This is a genomic window from Citrobacter sp. wls711 (assembly GCF_005281055.1).
In the GTDB taxonomy this organism is placed as follows: Bacteria; Pseudomonadota; Gammaproteobacteria; order Enterobacterales; family Enterobacteriaceae; genus Citrobacter; species Citrobacter gillenii.
Genome location: NZ_SZXC01000052.1, coordinates 46,787 through 66,725 on the forward strand (window position 1 = coordinate 46,787; position 19,939 = coordinate 66,725).

General features: G+C 52.7%; 17 protein-coding genes. 9 read left to right on the top strand and 8 right to left on the bottom strand.

Features of this window, described 5'->3' with window-relative positions:
* The first annotated feature begins 80 nt into the window (after window positions 1-80).
* The gene (ndh, locus tag FDW98_RS16220; protein ID WP_096757418.1) at window positions 81-1,385 is read left to right on the top strand and encodes an NADH-quinone dehydrogenase; all 1,305 of its coding nucleotides are present in this window, start codon (window positions 81-83) and stop codon (window positions 1,383-1,385) included.
* Window positions 1,386-1,553: 168 nt separating this feature from the next.
* On the top strand, window positions 1,554-2,093 hold the full coding sequence (locus FDW98_RS16225; protein ID WP_096757417.1) for a glycine zipper 2TM domain-containing protein: 540 nt from the start codon (window positions 1,554-1,556) through the stop codon (window positions 2,091-2,093).
* A gap of 81 nt (window positions 2,094-2,174) precedes the next feature.
* Here FDW98_RS16225 and comR read toward each other — a convergent pair whose 3' ends face one another.
* On the bottom strand, window positions 2,175-2,828 hold the full coding sequence (gene comR / locus FDW98_RS16230; RefSeq protein ID WP_096757416.1) for a TetR family copper-responsive transcriptional repressor ComR: 654 nt from the start codon (window positions 2,826-2,828) through the stop codon (window positions 2,175-2,177).
* Between the two features lie 241 nt (window positions 2,829-3,069).
* Here comR and bhsA point away from each other — a divergent pair, with 241 nt between their 5' ends.
* Window positions 3,070-3,327, top strand: a complete 258-nt coding sequence (bhsA, locus tag FDW98_RS16235) for a multiple stress resistance protein BhsA (protein WP_096759426.1) — start codon at window positions 3,070-3,072, stop codon at window positions 3,325-3,327.
* A gap of 87 nt (window positions 3,328-3,414) precedes the next feature.
* Here the strand turns inward: bhsA and FDW98_RS16240 are convergent, their stop codons facing one another.
* The 3 genes from FDW98_RS16240 to FDW98_RS16250 form a co-directional block, all read right to left on the bottom strand.
* Window positions 3,415-4,380 carry a L,D-transpeptidase family protein gene (locus tag FDW98_RS16240; protein WP_096757415.1) on the bottom strand — a complete coding sequence of 322 codons (966 nt, stop codon included), beginning with the start codon at window positions 4,378-4,380 and terminating at the stop codon, window positions 3,415-3,417.
* Between the two features lie 152 nt (window positions 4,381-4,532).
* Window positions 4,533-7,979, bottom strand: coding sequence for a transcription-repair coupling factor (gene mfd / locus FDW98_RS16245; protein WP_137398883.1), 3,447 nt, complete (start codon window positions 7,977-7,979; stop codon window positions 4,533-4,535).
* Between the two features lie 117 nt (window positions 7,980-8,096).
* Window positions 8,097-9,161, bottom strand: coding sequence for an acyltransferase family protein (locus FDW98_RS16250; protein WP_096757413.1), 1,065 nt, complete (start codon window positions 9,159-9,161; stop codon window positions 8,097-8,099).
* A 261-nt stretch (window positions 9,162-9,422) separates the two neighbouring features.
* On the opposite strand from FDW98_RS16250, the gene lolC reads away from it, so the two are divergent.
* Genes lolC through cobB form a run of 5 tightly spaced genes read left to right on the top strand, consistent with a single transcriptional unit; the run spans window position 9,423 to window position 14,327 of the window.
* Entirely contained in the window at window positions 9,423-10,622 is a 1,200-nt protein-coding gene (lolC, locus tag FDW98_RS16255) for a lipoprotein-releasing ABC transporter permease subunit LolC (RefSeq protein ID WP_096759425.1), read from the top strand.
* Window positions 10,615-11,316 (top strand): lipoprotein-releasing ABC transporter ATP-binding protein LolD, encoded by a 702-nt coding sequence (lolD, locus tag FDW98_RS16260; RefSeq protein WP_096757412.1) that lies wholly within the window; start codon window positions 10,615-10,617, stop codon window positions 11,314-11,316. The genes lolC and lolD overlap by 8 nt, the downstream gene beginning before the upstream one ends.
* Window positions 11,316-12,560 carry a lipoprotein-releasing ABC transporter permease subunit LolE gene (gene lolE, locus FDW98_RS16265; RefSeq protein ID WP_096757411.1) on the top strand — a complete coding sequence of 415 codons (1,245 nt, stop codon included), beginning with the start codon at window positions 11,316-11,318 and terminating at the stop codon, window positions 12,558-12,560. Before lolD ends, lolE begins: the two co-directional genes overlap by 1 nt.
* Before the next feature lie 18 nt (window positions 12,561-12,578).
* Entirely contained in the window at window positions 12,579-13,490 is a 912-nt protein-coding gene (gene nagK / locus FDW98_RS16270; protein ID WP_096757410.1) for an N-acetylglucosamine kinase, read from the top strand.
* Between the two features lie 15 nt (window positions 13,491-13,505).
* Window positions 13,506-14,327 (top strand): Sir2 family NAD+-dependent deacetylase, encoded by an 822-nt coding sequence (gene cobB / locus FDW98_RS16275; RefSeq protein ID WP_096757409.1) that lies wholly within the window; start codon window positions 13,506-13,508, stop codon window positions 14,325-14,327.
* A gap of 103 nt (window positions 14,328-14,430) precedes the next feature.
* Here the strand turns inward: cobB and potD are convergent, their stop codons facing one another.
* From potD to potA, 4 genes are all read right to left on the bottom strand, one after another.
* Complete coding sequence (gene potD, locus FDW98_RS16280) at window positions 14,431-15,477, bottom strand: spermidine/putrescine ABC transporter substrate-binding protein PotD (RefSeq protein WP_096759424.1); 1,047 nt, start codon at window positions 15,475-15,477, stop codon at window positions 14,431-14,433.
* A gap of 154 nt (window positions 15,478-15,631) precedes the next feature.
* Entirely contained in the window at window positions 15,632-16,411 is a 780-nt protein-coding gene (potC, locus tag FDW98_RS16285; protein ID WP_096757408.1) for a spermidine/putrescine ABC transporter permease PotC, read from the bottom strand.
* Window positions 16,408-17,265 carry a spermidine/putrescine ABC transporter permease PotB gene (gene potB / locus FDW98_RS16290; protein ID WP_096757407.1) on the bottom strand — a complete coding sequence of 286 codons (858 nt, stop codon included), beginning with the start codon at window positions 17,263-17,265 and terminating at the stop codon, window positions 16,408-16,410. Before potB ends, potC begins: the two co-directional genes overlap by 4 nt.
* Window positions 17,249-18,385, bottom strand: coding sequence for a spermidine/putrescine ABC transporter ATP-binding protein PotA (gene potA / locus FDW98_RS16295; RefSeq protein WP_096757406.1), 1,137 nt, complete (start codon window positions 18,383-18,385; stop codon window positions 17,249-17,251). Before potA ends, potB begins: the two co-directional genes overlap by 17 nt.
* A 250-nt stretch (window positions 18,386-18,635) precedes the next feature.
* On the opposite strand from potA, the gene pepT reads away from it, so the two are divergent.
* Window positions 18,636-19,862, top strand: coding sequence for a peptidase T (gene pepT / locus FDW98_RS16300; RefSeq protein ID WP_096757405.1), 1,227 nt, complete (start codon window positions 18,636-18,638; stop codon window positions 19,860-19,862).
* Window positions 19,863-19,939 lie beyond the last annotated feature (77 nt).

Consider the following 19,939-nt stretch of genomic DNA (forward strand, 5'->3'; position numbering starts at 1 on the left):
TATCGTAACGTGTTGTTAATTAAAGGCTATGCCTATAACGTTTAATTAACAATTGGTTAATAAAATTTAAGGGGGTCACGTTGACTACACCATTGAGAAGGATCGTGATTGTCGGCGGCGGTGCTGGCGGACTGGAAATGGCGACGCAGCTCGGTAAAAAGCTGGGGCGCAAGAAGAAGGCCAAAATCACACTGGTAGACAGAAATCACAGCCATCTATGGAAACCGTTGCTGCACGAAGTGGCAACCGGATCGCTGGATGAGGGTGTTGATGCACTGAGCTATCTGGCGCATGCCCGTAACCACGGCTTTGAATTCCAGCTGGGTTCGGTTATGGATATCGATCGCGAAGCGAAGACTATTACTATCGCTGAGCTGCGCGATGAGAAAGGTGAACTGCTGGTTCCTGAGCGCAAAGTGGCGTATGACACGCTGGTAATGGCGTTGGGCAGTACCTCCAATGATTTCAACACGCCGGGCGTCAAAGATCATTGCATCTTCCTTGATAACCCGCATCAGGCTCGCCGTTTCCATCAGGAAATGCTGAACCTGTTTCTGAAGTATTCGGCGAATTTGGGCGCCAACGGCAAAGTGAATATCGCTATTGTCGGTGGTGGTGCGACGGGTGTGGAGCTGTCGGCTGAACTGCATAATGCGGTGAAACAGCTGCACAGCTACGGCTACAAAGGGTTAACCAACGAAGCGCTGAACGTGACGCTGGTGGAAGCCGGTGAGCGTATTCTGCCTGCGTTGCCGCCACGTATTTCCAGCGCGGCTCATAATGAGCTGACCAAGCTGGGCGTGCGTGTGCTGACGCAGACGATGGTGACCAGCGCTGATGAAGGCGGTCTGCACACCAAAGACGGCGAGTATATTGAAGCCGATCTGATGGTCTGGGCGGCAGGTATCAAAGCGCCAGACTTTATGAAGGATATTGGCGGTCTGGAAACGAACCGTATTAATCAGCTGGTGGTTGAACCGACTCTGCAGACGTCGCGCGACCCTGACGTGTACGCGATTGGTGACTGTGCCTCCTGCGCGCGTCCGGAAGGGGGCTTTGTCCCGCCGCGCGCCCAGGCTGCACACCAGATGGCATCGTGCGCAATGAGCAACATTCTGGCGCAGATGAACGGCAAGCCGCTGAAGGCGTATCAGTATAAAGATCACGGCTCGCTGGTTTCACTGTCTAACTTCTCTACCGTTGGTAGCCTGATGGGCAACCTGACGCGCGGTTCGATGATGGTGGAAGGGCGTATTGCGCGCTTTGTCTACATTTCGCTGTACCGTATGCACCAGATTGCGCTGCACGGCTATTTCAAAACCGGCCTGATGATGCTGGTGGGTAGCATCAACCGTGTAATTCGCCCGCGCCTGAAACTGCACTAATATCGATGTGTGATGCCGGATGACGCTGTTCATCCGGCCCCTTCCTTAAGAGTTCTCTGAATCCTGCTGCTTTGCTTCCTTGTTCCGCTATTTTCATCCGTAATCTGATTGGCATTTTTCATCTCCTGTTGCAAAGTTGTTGCTAATAGCAAAAAAGGAGGAAGTCCCGTGAATAAATCAATGTTGGCGGGTATAGGGATTGGCGTAGCTGCTGCGCTGGGTGTAGCAGCGGTGGCCAGTCTTAACGTGTTTGAGCGTGGCCCACAATATGCACATGTTGTCTCTGCGACCCCGATTAAAGAAACGGTAAAAACGCCGCGTCAGGAATGCCGTAACGTGACGGTTACCCACCGTAAGCCGGTGCAGGATGAAAATCGTATTGCGGGTTCAGTTCTGGGTGCTGTTGCGGGTGGGGTTATCGGTCATCAGTTTGGTGGCGGACGCGGTAAAGATATTGCCACCGTTGCAGGGGCATTAGGTGGCGGTTATGCCGGTAACCAGATCCAGGGTTCGATGCAGGAAAACGATACTTACACCAGTACGCAGCAGCGCTGTAAAACAGTGTATGACAAATCGGAAAAAATGCTGGGTTACGACGTGACCTACAAAATTGGCGATCAGCAGGGCAAAATCCGCATGGATAAAGACCCTGGCTCGCAAATCCCACTGGATAACAACGGCCAGTTGGTGCTGAATAACAACGCGTAAAATAGTCTTGCTCTGTACATTAATTAGCCCCCCATTCGCTCAGGCTGGGGGGCTTTTTTTATCAGAAGGTTAATGCGGAGTTCAGGCCAGAGGCGCGGTTTCTTCTTTCAGCAGTTCAGGCCACAGACGCAGCGTGGTCCGGGTTATCTGCATCAATTTCTCAAAAGTTGCCCCTTCGCGGGCGCTGATCGACATGCCTTGTAAAATACAGTTCAGAAATTCGGCCAGTTTCTGCGGATCGCAGTGTGCCGGAATTTCGCCATGTTGCTGGCGCTGGCGAAGAAACTGGGTCAGCGTTTGCTCCTGCATGGCATGGCGGGATTTCACCGTGTGCGCAATATCGCGGGAAGAGGCGGCAAGCGTTGCGGAGGTATTAATCATAAAACATCCTGCTGGCGTGTCTTTGCTGGTGAAGCAGCTGGCGATTGCCGTGAAATAGTCTTCCAGCGCACAGGTGAGGCTTTTTTCTTCGCAAAAGAGTTGGGCTTCGTGCTTTGCAGCGAAGCAGGTGATGTAGCGGTCCAGCACGGCACGAAATAACCCTTCCTTATTGGTGAATTCCGCATACAGCGTGGGCGCTTTGGCACCGGTTGCTTCCACGAGATCGGCGAGCGAGGTCGCTTCATATCCGTGCTGCCAGAAGAGTGTCATGGCCTTATCAAGCGCGGCTTCCCTGTCGAACACTTTTGGTCGGCCACGGCTTTTTTTTGCACAACCTGTCGTTTCAGTTGTCATGGTGCCGTCGTACCTGGTTGTGTTTATTGAACAATCATTATAAAAATATTTTCCCACACTCTCCAGTGTATTCACGATAAAAATAATTTGTTCCTATTGATATGAAAAATAAGACCTTTGCATTTTATATAACGATCGTTATAAAAAACATTGACGTGTGACATGGATCACATCTATGATTTCCCTATCGATCGTTAAGTTAATCTTTTCGACAGACATTCATCTGCATAAGGTCACTATTATGAAAAACGTAAAAACGCTGCTACTTGCTACGGTTCTGAGCTCACTTTCATTTGCCAGCTTTGCCGCTGTAGAAGTTCAGGCCACGCCTGAAGGCCAACAGAAGGTAGGGATTATCTCTGCGAATGCGGGGACTAACTTAGGTTCTCTGGAAGATCAACTGGCGCAGAAAGCAGATGAAATGGGGGCGAAATCGTTCCGTATTACCTCTGTGACCGGTCCTAACACTCTTCATGGTACAGCGGTAATCTACAAATAAGTTTTAACCCATCGCAATGCCACTGCGAGTTAACTAAAAAAACCCCCGCGGAATAACATCCAGCGGGGGTTTTTTATGGGCAACTGTTTACAGTGACTGCTGACTGACGTCGTGATGACGCGTTACGTCTACCGGCATCCCGGAACGCAGTTCCATAGCGTGTTCCATGACGGAGGCATCCGTTTGTGCCGCATTCTTAAACGTCTTCATCGACGCGTTCAGTACGATCGGCAGCACCTGCGGATCGTCATCAATATTTTCCGACAACGGCTGATGCACTTCTACCAGGCGCACGCCGTTGGGTTCAACAGAGGCTTTGATCGGCGTGTTGATAATATTGACCTTGGTACCTGGCGTAACCTGACGGAATAAGGTTTCAATATCACCGTCGCGCAGGCGAATACAGCCAGAGCTGACGCGCATACCGATACCAAAATCAGCGTTGGTACCATGAAGTAAATAGACTCCACCGTAAGCCGCCAGGCGGATGGCATGATGGCCCATCGGGTTTTCCGGACCCGCAGGGACGACGGCAGGCAGGTCGATACCATTGGCTTTGTAACGGGCGCGGATATTGGCCGTTGGGGTCCAGGTCGGGTTGGCACGTTTATCAGAGATACTGGTTACCATGGTGGGGGTCAGGGTATCTCCGCCCAGTTGACCAATACCAATCGGATACACGGTCACCGAATTTTTACCTGGGTGATAATAGTACAGACGCAACTCGGCAAGATTAATCACAATCCCTTCGCGCGGGGCATCCGGTAGCAGGGTTTGCAGCGGAATGGTTAATACGCTACCGGCTCTTGGCACGAAAGGGTCGACGCCGGGGTTAGCCTGTAGCAGCGCTAAAAAACCCACATTGTACTTTTTCGCAATGGCTTCCAGTGAACCGCCGTTATCTTCGACAACGTGTACGGTATTTTCACCCACCAGTCTGCTTCCTGGCGGAGGCAGCGGCCAGGTGTTCGCCTGGGCCGGAAGCGCCAGCGCAAGAGACGCGGCAAGCGTAAAATACGTCAGCCAGCGAGAGAATTGCTTATTGTTTAACATTGCCATAAGTCCATTGTTTTTACGTGGTTTTTATCATATAAAAGTAAACAGGAATTATGGCGGTTTGCTGTGTCGGGAAGTGCAGGGAAGTGCAAAGAGTTTGTAAATTCAACCGGCCGGGTGAGCACGGTGAACTGCACCCGGCCTGATGGCTATGCTACGGCGTTTTCTTCCAGTTGGCGCATAAACTGACGCACCCACTCCATACGCGTTTTACGGTCAGCAAGGTCCTGAATAAACTTCAGGCGCGTGGGACCGTCCAGGCGGAAGTGCTGTGGTTGTTTTTGCAGCAAACCGATCAGCCACACTGGGTTGACGTGGTTTTTCTCTGCAAATTCAATGGTACCGCCTTTTTCATTACCCTCGAGCTTTCTGATACCCAGCTTTTGCGCCTGCTGGCGTAGACGGGCAATATCCAGCAGCGTGCGGGCAGGATCGGGCAGCAGGCCAAAGCGGTCGATTAGCTCGACCTTGATCTCTTCCAGTTCATTTTCACCCTTTGCACTGGCAATGCGTTTATAGAATGACAGTCGCGTGTTCACATCGGGAATGAAATCATCCGGCAACAGCGACGGCATGCGCAGTTCCACTTCGGTTTGTTGACTGGTGAGATCTTCCAGCGACGGTTCACGCCCTTCTTTGAGCGCATCCACCGCGTTCTCCAGCAGCTCCATATACAGCGAGAAACCGATGGTTTCCATTGAGCCGCTCTGGTCTTCACCCAGCAGTTCGCCTGCCCCGCGAATCTCGAGGTCGTGGGTCGCCAGCGCAAAACCTGCACCCAAATCTTCCAGTGAGGCAATGGCTTCGAGGCGTTTTTGTGCGTCGGTGGTCATGGCTTTCGGGTGCGGTGTCAGCAGCCAGGCGTAGGCCTGGTGATGCGAGCGTCCCACGCGACCACGTAGCTGATGCAGCTGCGCCAGACCGAAGTGGTCCGCACGTTCGATGATAATCGTGTTGGCAGTCGGAATGTCGATCCCGGTTTCGATAATGGTGGTACACACCAGCACGTTAAATCGCTGGTGGTGGAAATCGTTCATCACGCGTTCCAGCTCGCGCTCGCGCATCTGTCCATGCCCGATGGCAATACGCGCTTCCGGCACCAGTTCTGCCAGCCTGTCGGCAGTTTTCTGGATGTTCTCAACGTCGTTGAACAGATAATAGACCTGACCACCACGCAGCACTTCACGCAGAATGGCTTCGCGTACCACCAGATTGTCATACTCGCGCACAAAGGTTTTGACCGCCAGACGGCGGGCGGGCGGCGTGGCAATGATCGACAGATCGCGCATACCGCTCATCGCCATATTCAGCGTGCGAGGGATCGGCGTTGCGGTTAGCGTCAGAATATCCACGTCAGCGCGCATCGCTTTGATTCGTTCTTTATGCCGCACGCCGAAGCGGTGCTCTTCATCGACGATCAGCAGACCTAAATCTTTTAGCTTCACATCGCTTTGTAGCAGTTTGTGAGTACCGATAAGAATATCGATTTTACCTTCAGCGACCTGCTCCAGGATCTGCGCTTGCTCTTTGGCGCTACGAAAACGCGACAACATCTCAATGCGTACCGGCCAGTTGGCAAAGCGGTCACGGAAGTTGTCGAAGTGCTGTTGAGCAAGCAGGGTGGTCGGTACCAGTACGGCGACCTGTTTGTGGTTCTCGACGGCGAGGAAGGCGGCGCGCATCGCTACTTCGGTTTTACCGAAGCCAACGTCGCCGCAGACTAGTCGATCCATCGCCAGCGGCTGACACATATCGCTGAGTACCGCGTTAATGGCCTGCGCCTGATCGGGCGTGGTTTCAAACGGGAAGCTGTCGCAAAACAGCTGGTACTGTTCGCGGTCATGCTTAAAGGCAAAGCCTTCTTTCGCCGCACGCTGGGCGTAGATGTCCAGCAGCTCTGCTGCCACATCGCGCACTTTCTCGGCGGCTTTCTGCCGCGCACGTGACCAGGCGTCACCGCCGAGTTTATGCAGCGGCGCATTTTCTTCTGCACCACCGGCGTAACGGCTGATTAAGTGTAATGACGACACGGGTACATACAGTTTGGCGTCGTTGGCGTAGGTGAGCATCAGGTATTCAGCGGTGATACCGCCTGCTTCCAGCGTGGTCATGCCGGCGTAGCGCCCCACGCCGTGCTCCAGATGCACCACCGGCTGACCGGGGTGCAACTCCGCCAGGTTGCGGATTAAGGTATCGGGGTTGATGGTGCGACGCGAATCCTGACGACGGCGCGCCACGCGCTCGCCGAGGAGATCGCTTTCGCAGATCAGCGCCAGATTTCGTTTGCTATCAATAAACCCGTGTTCCGCCGAGCCAATCATCAGATAACGACCGGCATCGACCGCTTCATCGAGGCGCAAAATGCGCTTCGGCGCAATCTTGATACGGGCGAGCAGTTCACCGAGAGCTTCACGACGGCCTTCACTTTCTACCGAGAAAATCACCGGACCGGTAAAGGCTTCAAGGAACTTACGTAATGCATCCAACGGCGCTTTTTGCTGCGCCTGGATGGCCAGGTCTGGCAGCTTCTGGAACCCGAGGTTGGTATTCGCCGCTTTTTTCGGCAGGCTCTCGGTTTTCAGCTGAACGCGGGGCCAGCGTTTAAGTTCAGAGAACAGCTCATCCACCCGCAGCCACAGTGATTCCGGCGGCAGAAGTGGACGCATCGGGTCAACGCCCCGATTCTCAAAGCGCGACAGCGTGTCGGCCTGAAAGCGCTCGGCGCTGGTTTCCAGGTCGCCGGTATTCACCAGCAGTGTATTGGCCGGGAAGTAGCTGAATAGCGGCGGCAACGGCTCGCTGAAAAACAGCGACTGCCAGTATTCGATCCCGGCAGGCAGCGTGCCTTTACTGACCTGCTGATAAATATGTTCAGCGTCGCGTTTCACCTCAAAGGTGTCGCGCCACTGACTGCGGAACAGTTCGATGGCCGTTTTATCGGTGGGGAATTCGTGTGCGGGTAGCAGATTAATAGCGTCGACTTCTTCCAGAGTGCGTTGGGTATCGGTATCAAACAGACGCAAACTGTCAATTTCATCATCAAAGAAATCAAGACGGTAAGGCAGTTCGCTGCCCATCGGGAACAGGTCCAGCAGCGCACCGCGTGTGGCATATTCACCGTGTTCCATGACCTGATCAACGTGGCGATAACCGGCACTTTCCAGTTGCTCACGCAGGGCGTCACGCGATAAACGCTGACCTTTTTTCATCACCAGCGCGTGACCGTGCAGATAGCTGTGTGGGCACACACGTTGCATCAGCGTGTTGACCGGCACGATCAGCACGCCGCGCTGCATAGAAGGCAGTTGATATAGCGTGGAGAGCCGCGAGGAGATGATTTCCTGATGTGGAGAAAAACTGTCGTACGGGAGCGTTTCCCAGTCCGCGAGGTTCATCACCATCTGGTCGGTAAACTGGCGAATTTCGTCATGCAGGCGCAGGGCATTTTGCATATCCGGTGCGATGAGTACCACGGGGCCGGCGTGGTGTTCGGCAATGTCTGCCACCAGCGTGGCGCAGGCAGCACCGGTAAGTTCACCTAACTGGCGCTGATCGCCGGCTTTTGCCGGGAGCGTGTAACGATGTTGTTCAGGCATTCGGTTGTCAGGATCTCGTTTAGATATACGTCTGATAAGCAATGTTCTTATTATCCGCAAACGTTTCTCATAAGCAAATTGATTCGCCCCCTGACGGGGGCAAAAAGCGCGTTAAGGTTAGCGCGAGGCGGCCGATAAAGAGGGTGGGGAAAACAGCAGGTCGGCAACGGTTTTTTGTGAAATTTTGCGTACCAGCAGGCCAAACAAGGTACACAGCAGCAAACAGACAAACGGATAAATCAGCAGCAGGGCCAGTTCTGCATGCGCAGACCATTTAGCATGATTGATGACGGGAATCAGCGTTAAGCTGAACAGTTCGACCAAAATTCGGTGGGTTGTGTAGATGGCGATTGTGTTAGAGCCGATCACGCTTAATGGGCTAGCCGCACGCATACCTAAGCGTTGCTCGAACTGATAAAACAGCTTCATGATCAACACAATGGAAACCAATGAAAGCAGCAGCGAAACGTTGGCCAGCCATCCGATGACCGCCAGAATCATCGTCAACGAGAACAGGATCGGGTGGCGGCGCAGCGGAACCTCTTTAATCCCTGCCATCAGCGTGCTGCCAAACCATGCCCCGAGACTGTAATACGCCAGATTACGTATCACGCTATTCATTCCCCACCACGGCGTCGGAAAAAAACTGACCGCCACACTGAGCAATACGAACAGAGCCAGCAGCGGCAGCGCCCAGCGGCTGAAAAGTTTGCACAGAATGAAGTAGACGATCAGCGCATACAGATACCATAAGCTGGTGCTGGCGGTCAGCATGCCCCAGGAAAAGTCGCCGACGGAACCGGCATACGCGGCGTTGGCGGCCTGGCTCAGATCGCGTTCTGGTGCCAGCCAGTGATTGAGCATGGTGAGTGCCAGCCATTGCACCATTCCCCACAGCAGCAGTACCCAGGCAATATTCCAGATCCGTTTATCTACGCAGGTCGTCCAGCCCACGCCATCGATGTATCGACGGATCAGATATCCCGAAATAAAGAAAAACACCGGCATGCGAAACGGAGCCAGGTAAAGATTGAGGTAAATCCAGCACTTGGTCAGCAGTTCTGACAGCGGATGCTGAAAACTGGTGAGATGGGGGTAAAAGGTAATCACGGAATGGTAAATGACCACCAGGCAAATACATAACCCTTTGATTTGGTTAATCCATAGCTCTTTTTTTATCATTACGTCGACGTATCCGTAGTGTTAAACATAACCTGCTATCCTGCGGATGGCAGGCGTCGCTGTAATGCGTAACCGTCTGCATTTTTGTTTTTTCAGATAAAGATCAGGTATTAGGCTTGATGAGCAGGTGGTTCACTTTAGCGAATTGATTTGTTTATGCTTTTCAGAATAATGCTGACGAACACTTACGGTTCAGTCATTTACCCATTCCGCTTTCGCTTATATACTCGTGACTTTGCTAACAGCAACCAGACGGATTTCATGTATCAACCTGTCGCTCTATTCATCGGCCTGCGTTATATGCGTGGGCGTGCAGCAGATCGCTTCGGTCGTTTTGTTTCCTGGCTTTCCACCATTGGCATTACTCTTGGGGTAATGGCGCTGGTCACGGTATTGTCGGTGATGAACGGTTTCGAGCGTGAGCTGCAAAATAATATTCTTGGCCTGATGCCTCAGGCCATTCTCTCGTCAGAGCAGGGTTCCCTGAACCCGCAACAGCTGCCGGAAAACGCGGTGAAGCTGAGCGGTGTCAATCGTATTGCCCCGCTGACAACCGGTGATGTGGTTCTGCAAAGCGCGCGCAGCGTAGCGGTTGGCGTGATACTGGGCATCGACCCGACGCAAAAAGATCCGCTTACGCCGTATTTGGTCAATGTGAAGCAAACCGATCTCGAGCCGGGTAAGTATAATGTCATCCTTGGCGAGCAGCTTGCCGGTCAGTTGGGCGTGAATCGTGGCGATCAAATCCGCGTTATGGTGCCGTCAGCCAGCCAGTTCACGCCGATGGGACGTCTGCCAAGCCAGCGTTTGTTTACGGTAATTGGCACCTTTGCCGCCAACAGTGAAGTCGATGGCTATCAGATGTTGACCAATATTCAGGATGCGTCACGCCTGATGCGCTACCCGGCGGGCAATATTACCGGCTGGCGTTTGTGGCTGAATGAACCGCTGAAGGTCGACACGTTGAGCCAGCAAACGCTGCCGCAAGGCACCAAATGGCAGGATTGGCGTGAGCGCAAAGGGGAATTATTCCAGGCTGTGCGGATGGAAAAAAACATGATGGGGCTGCTGTTGAGCCTGATCGTGGCGGTCGCGGCGTTTAACATTATTACCTCGTTGGGCCTGATGGTCATGGAGAAGCAAGGCGAAGTGGCGATTTTACAAACCCAGGGACTTACGCCGCGGCAAATCATGATGGTGTTTATGGTGCAGGGGGCCAGCGCCGGGATTATTGGCGCGCTACTGGGTGCCGCGTTGGGGGCATTACTTGCCAGCCAACTGAACAACCTGATGCCGATCATTGGGGCATTACTGGATGGCGCTGCGCTGCCGGTTGCCATTGAGCCGTTACAGGTTGTCGTCATTGCGCTGGTGGCCATGGCCATTGCGCTGCTGTCTACGCTTTATCCTTCCTGGCGCGCCGCCGCCACTCAACCCGCTGAGGCTTTACGTTATGAATAAGATCCTGTTGCAATGCGACAACCTGTGCAAACGCTATCAGGAAGGCACCGTGCAAACTGATGTGCTGCACGATGTCAATTTTAGCGTTGGTGAGGGTGAAACGGTGGCGATTGTCGGCAGCTCTGGATCCGGTAAGAGTACGTTGCTGCATCTGCTGGGCGGACTGGATACGCCAACGTCGGGCGACGTTATTTTTAGCGGACAGCCGATGAGTAAACTCTCTTCGACGGCAAAAGCGGAACTGCGTAATCAAAAGCTCGGCTTTATTTACCAGTTTCACCATCTGCTGCCGGACTTTACCGCACTGGAAAACGTGGCGATGCCGCTACTTATTGGCAAGAAAAAACCGGCTGAAATTACCGAGCAGGCACGAAATATGCTGAAAGCGGTAGGCTTGGATCATCGTGCCAGCCATCGCCCGTCAGAGCTGTCGGGCGGTGAGCGCCAGCGCGTGGCGATTGCCCGTGCGCTGGTCAATAACCCACGTCTGGTGCTGGCGGATGAACCCACCGGTAACCTTGATGCGCGCAACGCTGACAGTATTTTCGAGCTTCTGGGTGAGCTGAATCGCTCTCAGGGGACGGCATTTTTGGTGGTGACCCACGATCTGCAGTTGGCGAAGCGCATGAGCCGCCAGCTTGAAATGCGCGATGGTCGCCTGACGGCCGAACTGAGCCTGATGGGAGCTGAGTAATGGCTGCGCCTTTATCGTTATTGATTGGCTTACGCTTTAGCCGTGGTCGGCGGCGTGGGGGCATGGTCTCGCTGATCTCTGTGATTTCTACCATCGGTATCGCGTTGGGTGTGGCGGTCTTGATTGTCGGTTTGAGCGCGATGAACGGATTTGAGCGCGAGTTGAACAACCGCATTCTGGCCGTTGTCCCGCACGGCGAGATTGAAGCGGTTAACCAGCCCTGGAACAACTGGCAGGAAGCGCTGGATAAAGTACAGAAAGTGCCGGGCATTGCCGCTGCGGCGCCCTATATCAACTTTACCGGGCTGGTGGAAAGTGGCGCAAATTTACGCGCGGTGCAGGTGAAAGGTGTCGATCCCAAACAGGAACAACGTTTGAGTGCGCTGCCTACGTTTGTACAGAACCATGCCTGGGATAATTTCAAAGCCGGTGAGCAGCAGATAATCATAGGGAAAGGGATTGCTGATGCGCTGAAGGTGAAGCAGGGTGACTGGGTGTCAATCATGATCCCTAACGCCAGTGCCGATCACAAGCTGATGCAACCCAAGCGCGTACGGTTACACGTCATCGGTATTTTGCAGTTGAGCGGCCAGCTTGACCACAGCTTTGCAATGATCCCAATGGAAGATGCGCAGCAGTATCTGGATATGGGGTCCAGCGTGTCGGGTATTGCGCTGAAGGTTAACGACGTCTTCAATGCGAATAAGCTGGTCAGAGATGCCGGTGAAGTGACCAATAATTACGTTTACATTAAAAGCTGGATTGGTACTTACGGCTATATGTATCGTGATATTCAGATGATCCGCGCCATTATGTACCTGGCGATGGTGCTGGTGATTGGTGTCGCCTGTTTTAATATTGTTTCGACGTTAGTGATGGCGGTAAAAGACAAGAGCGGCGATATTGCGGTATTAAGAACATTGGGCGCGAAAGACGGGCTGATCCGTGCCATTTTTGTCTGGTATGGCTTGCTGGCAGGACTGTTTGGTAGCCTGATTGGCGTCGTGATTGGCATCGTCGTTTCGCTGCAACTGACGCCGATTATTAACGGTATTGAGGCGCTTATTGGCCATCAGTTCCTGTCCGGTGATATCTATTTTATTGACTTCTTACCATCGGAATTACACTGGCTGGACGTTATTTATGTGCTGGTTACAGCATTATTGCTGAGTCTGTTGGCGAGTTGGTATCCGGCGCGTCGCGCCAGTAATATTGATCCTGCGAGAGTGCTAAGCGGCCAGTAACAATAAAAAGGAGCGGTGATGTACTACGGGTTTGATATTGGCGGGACAAAAATTGCGTTAGGCGTCTTCGATAATCAACGCCGTTTGCAATGGGAAAAACGTGTTCCTACGCCGCGCGATAGCTATGATGCTTTCCTCGATGCGGTGTGCGACCTGGTGACGGAGGCCGACCAGCGATTTGGCGTTAAAGGTTCAGTGGGAATTGGTATTCCCGGTATGCCAGAAACCGAAGACGGTACGTTGTATGCCGCTAACGTTCCTGCTGCCAGTGGAAAACCGCTGCGTACCGACCTCAGTGCGCGACTGGACCGCGATGTGCGTCTGGACAACGATGCTAACTGTTTTGCCCTCTCCGAAGCCTGGGATGATGAATTCACCCAGTACCCGTTAGTGATGGGGTTAATCCTCGGCACGGGGGTTGGTGGCGGCCTGGTGCTGAACGGGAAATCTATCACCGGACGCAGCTATATTACCGGTGAGTTTGGTCACATACGCCTGCCGGTAGATGCGTTAACGCTAATGGGATTTGACTTCCCGCTACGTCGCTGTGGATGCGGTCAGTTAGGCTGCATCGAGAGCTACCTTTCCGGTGGCGGATTTGCCTGGCTGTACCAGCATTACACCCATCAACCGTTGGACGCCCGCGAAATTATCGCACTCTGGGAACAGGGTGATGAACAGGCGCTTGCCCACGTCGAACGCTATCTCGATTTGCTGGCGGTGTGTCTGGGGAATATTCTGACTATCGTTGATCCGGATTTAGTGGTCATTGGCGGTGGTTTGTCGAATTTTACCGCGATAACGGCGCAACTGGCAGACCGTTTGCCACGCCATTTATTGCCGGTTGCCCGCGTGCCGCGTATTGAACGGGCACGCCATGGTGATGCGGGTGGAATGCGTGGAGCTGCTTTCCTACATCTTACCGATTAATACAAAGAGGTTGTTATGCTGTCGCGTCGGGGTCATCGGTTAAGCCGTTTTCGTAAAAATAAACGCCATATGCGCGATCGCCTGCGTCAACGGATCTTTTTCAGAGACAGAGTGGTGCCTGAATTGATGGAAAAACCAAGAGTATTAGTCCTGACGGGGGCGGGGATCTCCGCCGAATCGGGTATTCGTACCTTCCGCGCTGCGGATGGTCTCTGGGAAGAACATCGGGTAGAAGACGTGGCGACTCCGGAAGGATTTTCGCGTAACCCCGGGCTTGTGCAGTCGTTTTATAACGCACGTCGTCTTCAGCTACAACAGCCTGAAATCCAACCTAACGCGGCGCACATTGCGCTGGCAAAACTTGAAGCGGAGCTGGGCGACCGCTTTTTACTGGTGACGCAGAATATCGATAACCTGCATGAGCGCGCCGGTAGCCAGAACGTCATCCATATGCACGGTGAACTGCTCAAAGTGCGCTGTTCGCAAAGCGGGCAGATCCTGGACTGGACGGGAGATGTGACCCCGGAAGATAAGTGCCATTGCTGCCAGTTTCCGGCACCGTTGCGCCCGCACGTCGTGTGGTTTGGCGAAATGCCCCTGGGGATGGATGAAATCTATATGGCGCTGGCGATGGCGGATGTGTTCATCGCGATCGGTACGTCCGGGCATGTTTATCCGGCGGCCGGATTTGTACACGAAGCGCGCCTGCACGGGGCGCATACGGTGGAACTTAACCTTGAGCCGAGCCAGGTAGGCAGCGAGTTCGAAGAAAAATATTACGGTCCGGCAAGCCAGGTGGTGCCCGAGTTTGTTGAGAGGTTATTGAAAGGGTTGTGATTTTTTTTGCCGGATGGCGTAGGCCCGATAAGCGTAGCGCCATCGGGCAATGATTCGCCGGATGGCGACGCTGGCGCGTCTTATCCGGCCTACGGGACGGCAATTAGCGTCCTGCTTTCAGCTTCTGATAGTACTCTTCATAGATTGCACTGGCGGAGCCGACATCGTTCTGCCACTCCCCTTTATTGATAGTCTCTGCATCCGGATACAGCGTTTTATCATTAGCCACCTCCGGGCTGAGCAACTTACGTGCCGCCAGGTTTGGCGTTGGGTAACCGATGGTTTCAGCCACTTCTTTCGCGACATCCGGGCGCAGCAGGAAGTTAATCAGCTTCAGCGCGCCTTCTTTGTTTTTGGCGTTCGCCGGAATAGACAGACTGTCCATCCAGAAAATGCCGCCTTCTTTCGGCCACACGACTTCCAGCGGCGTGCCCGCCTGACGCGCGACGAATGCCGAGCCGTTCCACACCATACCGAGGTTGACTTCACCTTCCATATACGGGTTTGCCGGGTTGTCTGAGTTAAACGCCGCGACGTTAGGCATCAGTTTCTTCAGCTCGTTATACGCGGCTTCAATCTCTTTCGGGTCGGTGGTGTTACCGGAGTAGCCCAGCTTGCGCAGCGCTACCTGGAACACTTCACGCGCATCATCGGTTAACAGCAGGCTGCCTTTGTATTCCGGTTTCCACAGATCGGCCCAGCTGGTCACGGTTTTCGGATCAATGACATCGCTGTTGACGCCAATAGCCGTTGCTCCCCAGATATACGGAATGGAGTAGTCGTTATTTGGGTCAAACGGCTTGTTGAGCATGTCCGGATCGAGATTGTTGAAGTTGGTGAGCTTGGTCTTATCAATCTTCTGGATCATGCCTTCTTTGCGCATTTTATCCACGTAGTAGGTGGAGGGAACCACCAGATCGTAGGCGCCGTCTTTATACGTTTTGAGTTTGGCATACATGGTTTCGTTCGACTCGTAGGTCGAATAGATAACCTTAATACCGGTCTCTTTAGTGAACTGCTCCAGCAGTCCTGGCGGAACGTATTCGGTCCAGTTGTAGAAATAGAGCGTGTTGTTGTCGGAGGCTGTGGCGGTGTTCATACCCAGTGCCAGAGCACCCGCGGCGAGCAGGTGGCGTGACCATTGTTTCATCATTTAACGTCCCCTGAATAACATACCCGTCGTCTTTCAAGCCGCATTTTTGTTGGCTACGCTAGTTCACCCCAGTCACATAGTTATCTATGTTCCTGGGGACTCACGAGCTTGCCGCCTCAATGCAACTCGAAATCCATAGGGTATGGGCCTGTTAGCGGCCTTTAGTTTTATCACGTGCAATAAGCTGGCTGGCGATAACCATGACCAGCGACAGAACCAACAAAATGGTGGCCAGCGCATTAACTTCTGGTGACACGCCGACTTTAACCATTGAGTAGATTTTTAACGGCAGAATTTCATAACCTGGTCCAGTGACGAACGATGAAACAACCACGTCATCCATCGACAGGGTAAAGCTCAGTAACCAGCCCGCAGCGACCGCGGGCATCGCCAGCGGCAGAATGATTTTGCGCAGAATGGTGACTTCGCTGGCGCCCAGATCTTTTGCGGCTTCAAGCATACGCACATCGAATCCTTTCAGGCGTGAGTACACCGTCACCACCACAAAAGGCAAACAGAAGGTGATATGCGAGAACAACAACGACCAGAACCCCAGTTGAATACCGATCAGCATAAACAGCACCAGCAGTGAAATCGCCATCACGATATCCGGCGACATCATCACCACGAACAGCATACCGCTGACAAACGGTTTACCGCGAAAACGGTAGCGGTAAAGCGCAACCGCCGTCAGTGAGCCGATCAGGGTGGCAAAGGTTGCGGATAATATGGCCATCGTCAGCGAGTGTTGCGCCGCCTGCAGCAGGCTGTCGTTGTTCATCAGCAGGCCGTACCATTTGGTGGTAAAGCCTTGCCAGTTGATGCCAAAGCGCGAGCTGTTAAAGGAGTTCACAATCAAAATAATGATTGGAATGTACAGATACGCGTAGATGGCGGTCATGAAACCACCGCGAAGCAGTCGACCGATCATTCGAGTTCCACCTTTTTATTCAGCAAGCGGGAGGCGCGCCAGTAAACTAATAACATCAGTCCCATCACGATGGTCAGGGTAATGCTGGTGGCGGCACCAAACGGCCAGTCACGAATGTTCAGGAACTGAACTTTTATCACGTTACCAATCAGTAGGTTTTTCGCGCCGCCCATTAGATCAGACACGTAAAATAACCCCATGGCTGGCAGCATCACCAGCAGGCAACCGGCGATAATTCCCGGCATGGTCAGCGGAATGATGATGCGGGTGAAGGTCTGAAATTTGCTGGCACCCAGATCGCGCGCGGCTTCCAGTAGCGGCTTATCGAGTTTCTCAATGCTGGAATAAAGCGGCATAACCATAAACGGCAGCAGGATGTAAACGAGGCCGATAATGACCGCGCTGGGGGTGAACATAATGCGAATGGGGGTATCAATGACCCCGAGCCACAGCAGAAACTCGTTGAGATAGCCTTTGGTACTGAGGAAAATTTTGAGTCCATAGATGCGAATAAGCGAGTTGGTCCAGAACGGAACAATCAGCAGGAACAGCAGCAGTGGACGCACTTTTTCCGGCAGTTTTACCAAAAACCAGGCAAACGGATAGCCGAGCACCAGGCAGGCGAACGTGGCAATCAGCGCCATATTGAGGGAGTGAATCAACACCTCAAAGTAGAGCGGATCGAGCAGGCGAGCATAGTTTTCCAGCGTAAAGACCATTTTGACGAAATTCGCATCGTCACGGGTCAAAAAGCTGGTGCCAATGATCATCAGGTTGGGCAGGAAGACAAATAACACAAGCCAACCGACAATGGTGACGATCACCACACTCTGGAATTTACTTGTGTTCTTCATCAGCCAGTACGACCTCCCAACTTTCTACCCAGTTAATGGCCATTTTCTGGTCCAGAGAGTGATCGAAGTCAGGATCGTCTTCGTTGAAGAATTCGCTAACCATCACCATCTTGCCATTTTCCAGTTCGACAACCGACTCCAGCGTCATGCCTTTGTAGTTGCGCTCACGCACGTAGCCGATAAGTCCTTCGATGTGGTTGTCATCGTTGATCTCATCTACGCGTAGATCTTCCGGACGCAGCAAAACATGCAGTTTTTGTCCCGGCGTAACGGCGAAATTCACGTAGATGTTGCACTCACGACCTTCAACGTTAGCACGAACGCGTTGTTCATCCAGACGTTCAATCACCGTCGCGTTGAACATATTGATCTCACCGATAAACCCGGCGACGAACAGATTTTTCGGCTCTTCGTAAATTTCTCGCGGCGTGCCGTCCTGCTCAATTTTGCCGTCACGCATCACCACGATACGGTCTGACATGGTCAGCGCTTCTTCTTGATCGTGAGTGACAAAGACAAAGGTGATACCGAGCTTACGCTGCAGCGCTTTCAGTTCGTTCTGCATCTGCTTGCGCAGTTTGTAGTCCAGCGCGGAGAGCGATTCATCTAACAATAGCAAACGAGGTTTGTTGACCACTGCACGGGCAATCGCCACACGCTGCTGCTGTCCACCGGAGAGTTGATGGGGTTTACGCTGGGCAAACTCTTCCAGTTGCACCATGCGCAAGGCTTCGGTGACGCGAGGTTGAATGTCGGCAGTCGGGGTCTTTTGCATGCGCAAACCGAAGGCCACATTCTCGAACACGGTCATGTGGGGGAATAACGCATAACTTTGGAATACGGTGTTCACGTAGCGGTTTTCCGCAGGTACGTGAGTGATATCCTGGTTGTCCAGCATGATATGACCGGAATCAACCGTTTCAAGACCCGCAATCAGGCGAAGAACGGTTGTTTTACCGCAGCCAGAGGGGCCGAGCAGCGTGAGAAATTCGCCATTGTTGATGGTCAAATCCAGGTCGGAAATCACCTCTTTACCATCGAAACTTTTGCGAATTCCCGCTAATTGCACCAGTGGAGAAAGCGAACGCGGTTGTTTATTCAATTTTTTACTCTGTCCCATGTAAACGCAACGGATGGCTGACCGCTGCGGGGTTTGTGGTTAACCACCTTGATGACTCTTAATGAGGGCGATTATTCTACGGCAAACCATTGTAATCGCCAATCCTTGTTGCGAATTACTGACTTACCCTTATAGTCAGAAGGTGTGTCAGAGACAAATATTCTCACTTGCGGGGATAAAAATGACCTGACGCAATATTTGTCTTTTCTTGCTTATTGATAATGTTGTCACGAAAAGTGAGGGTGACTGCATGGATAAACTACTTGAGCGTTTTTTACACTACGTGTCGCTGGACACTCAGTCCAAATCGGGTGTGCGGCAGGTACCCAGCACTGAGGGTCAGTGGAAGCTATTACAGCTGCTCAAACAACAGCTTGAAGAAATGGGGCTGGTTAACGTTTCATTAAGTGAGAAGGGAACTCTGATGGCAACGTTACCCGCAAACGTTGCCGGTGATATTCCCGCGATTGGCTTCATTTCTCATGTCGATACCTCACCGGATTTCACGGGTAAAAACGTCAACCCGCAAATTGTTGAAAACTACCGTGGGGGTGATATTGCGTTAGGCATTGGTGATGAAGTTCTGTCGCCGGTGATGTTCCCGGTGTTACATCAACTTTTGGGACAAACGTTGATCACCACCGACGGTAAAACCCTGCTGGGCGCGGACGACAAAGCCGGAGTGGCGGAGATAGTGACCGCGCTGGCTGTGTTGAAGCATAAAAACATTCCCCATGGCGATATTCGTGTGGCCTTTACACCCGACGAAGAGGTGGGTAAAGGGGCGAAGCACTTTGACGTCGCCGCATTTGATGCGAAGTGGGCTTACACCGTTGATGGGGGGGGCGTGGGTGAACTGGAGTTTGAAAACTTCAACGCGGCGTCGGTCAATATCAAAATCGTTGGTAACAATGTGCACCCTGGTACTGCAAAAGGGGTGATGGTGAATGCGCTGTCGCTGGCTGCTCGTATCCACGCAGAGGTTCCGGCAGATGAAAGCCCGGAAACGACCGAAGGTTACGAAGGTTTTTACCATCTGGCGAGCATGAAAGGCACCGTTGATCGGGCGGACATGCACTACATTATCCGTGATTTTGACCGTAAACAGTTTGAAGCGCGCAAACGTAAAATTATGGAGATCGCCAAAAAGGTTGGCAAAGGATTACACCCAGACTGCTATATCGAACTGGTGATTGAAGATAGCTATTACAATATGCGCGAGAAAGTGATTGAGCACCCCCACGTGCTGGATATTGCCCAGCAGGCGATGCGTGATTGCGACATTGAACCTGTGCTGAAACCTATTCGTGGCGGCACTGACGGTGCTCAGCTGTCGTTTATGGGATTACCGTGCCCGAATCTGTTCACCGGCGGCTACAACTATCATGGTAAACATGAGTTTGTGACGCTGGAAGGAATGGAAAAAGCGGTGCAGGTGATCGTGCGTATTGCCGAATTGGCCGCGAAACAAAAATAAAGAGTGTGTAGAGGCCGGATGGTGGCTTGCGCCTTATCCGGCCTACAGATACCTCATTCCGTGGGCCGGATAAGCGA

What these genes read in the sequence shown, in the direction of transcription:
- comR (WP_096757416.1), bottom strand. Translation starts at nt 2,828, where the DNA reads ATGACAACTGAAACGACAGGTTGTGCAAAAAAAAGCCGTGGCCGACCA.
- bhsA (WP_096759426.1), top strand. Translation starts at nt 3,070, where the DNA reads ATGAAAAACGTAAAAACGCTGCTACTTGCTACGGTTCTGAGCTCACTT.
- FDW98_RS16240 (WP_096757415.1), bottom strand. Translation starts at nt 4,380, where the DNA reads ATGTTAAACAATAAGCAATTCTCTCGCTGGCTGACGTATTTTACGCTT.
- mfd (WP_137398883.1), bottom strand. Translation starts at nt 7,979, where the DNA reads ATGCCTGAACAACATCGTTACACGCTCCCGGCAAAAGCCGGCGATCAG.
- FDW98_RS16250 (WP_096757413.1), bottom strand. Translation starts at nt 9,161, where the DNA reads ATGATAAAAAAAGAGCTATGGATTAACCAAATCAAAGGGTTATGTATT.
- lolC (WP_096759425.1), top strand. Translation starts at nt 9,423, where the DNA reads ATGTATCAACCTGTCGCTCTATTCATCGGCCTGCGTTATATGCGTGGG.
- lolD (WP_096757412.1), top strand. Translation starts at nt 10,615, where the DNA reads ATGAATAAGATCCTGTTGCAATGCGACAACCTGTGCAAACGCTATCAG.
- lolE (WP_096757411.1), top strand. Translation starts at nt 11,316, where the DNA reads ATGGCTGCGCCTTTATCGTTATTGATTGGCTTACGCTTTAGCCGTGGT.
- nagK (WP_096757410.1), top strand. Translation starts at nt 12,579, where the DNA reads ATGTACTACGGGTTTGATATTGGCGGGACAAAAATTGCGTTAGGCGTC.
- cobB (WP_096757409.1), top strand. Translation starts at nt 13,506, where the DNA reads ATGCTGTCGCGTCGGGGTCATCGGTTAAGCCGTTTTCGTAAAAATAAA.
- potD (WP_096759424.1), bottom strand. Translation starts at nt 15,477, where the DNA reads ATGAAACAATGGTCACGCCACCTGCTCGCCGCGGGTGCTCTGGCACTG.
- potC (WP_096757408.1), bottom strand. Translation starts at nt 16,411, where the DNA reads ATGATCGGTCGACTGCTTCGCGGTGGTTTCATGACCGCCATCTACGCG.
- potB (WP_096757407.1), bottom strand. Translation starts at nt 17,265, where the DNA reads ATGAAGAACACAAGTAAATTCCAGAGTGTGGTGATCGTCACCATTGTC.
- potA (WP_096757406.1), bottom strand. Translation starts at nt 18,385, where the DNA reads ATGGGACAGAGTAAAAAATTGAATAAACAACCGCGTTCGCTTTCTCCA.
- pepT (WP_096757405.1), top strand. Translation starts at nt 18,636, where the DNA reads ATGGATAAACTACTTGAGCGTTTTTTACACTACGTGTCGCTGGACACT.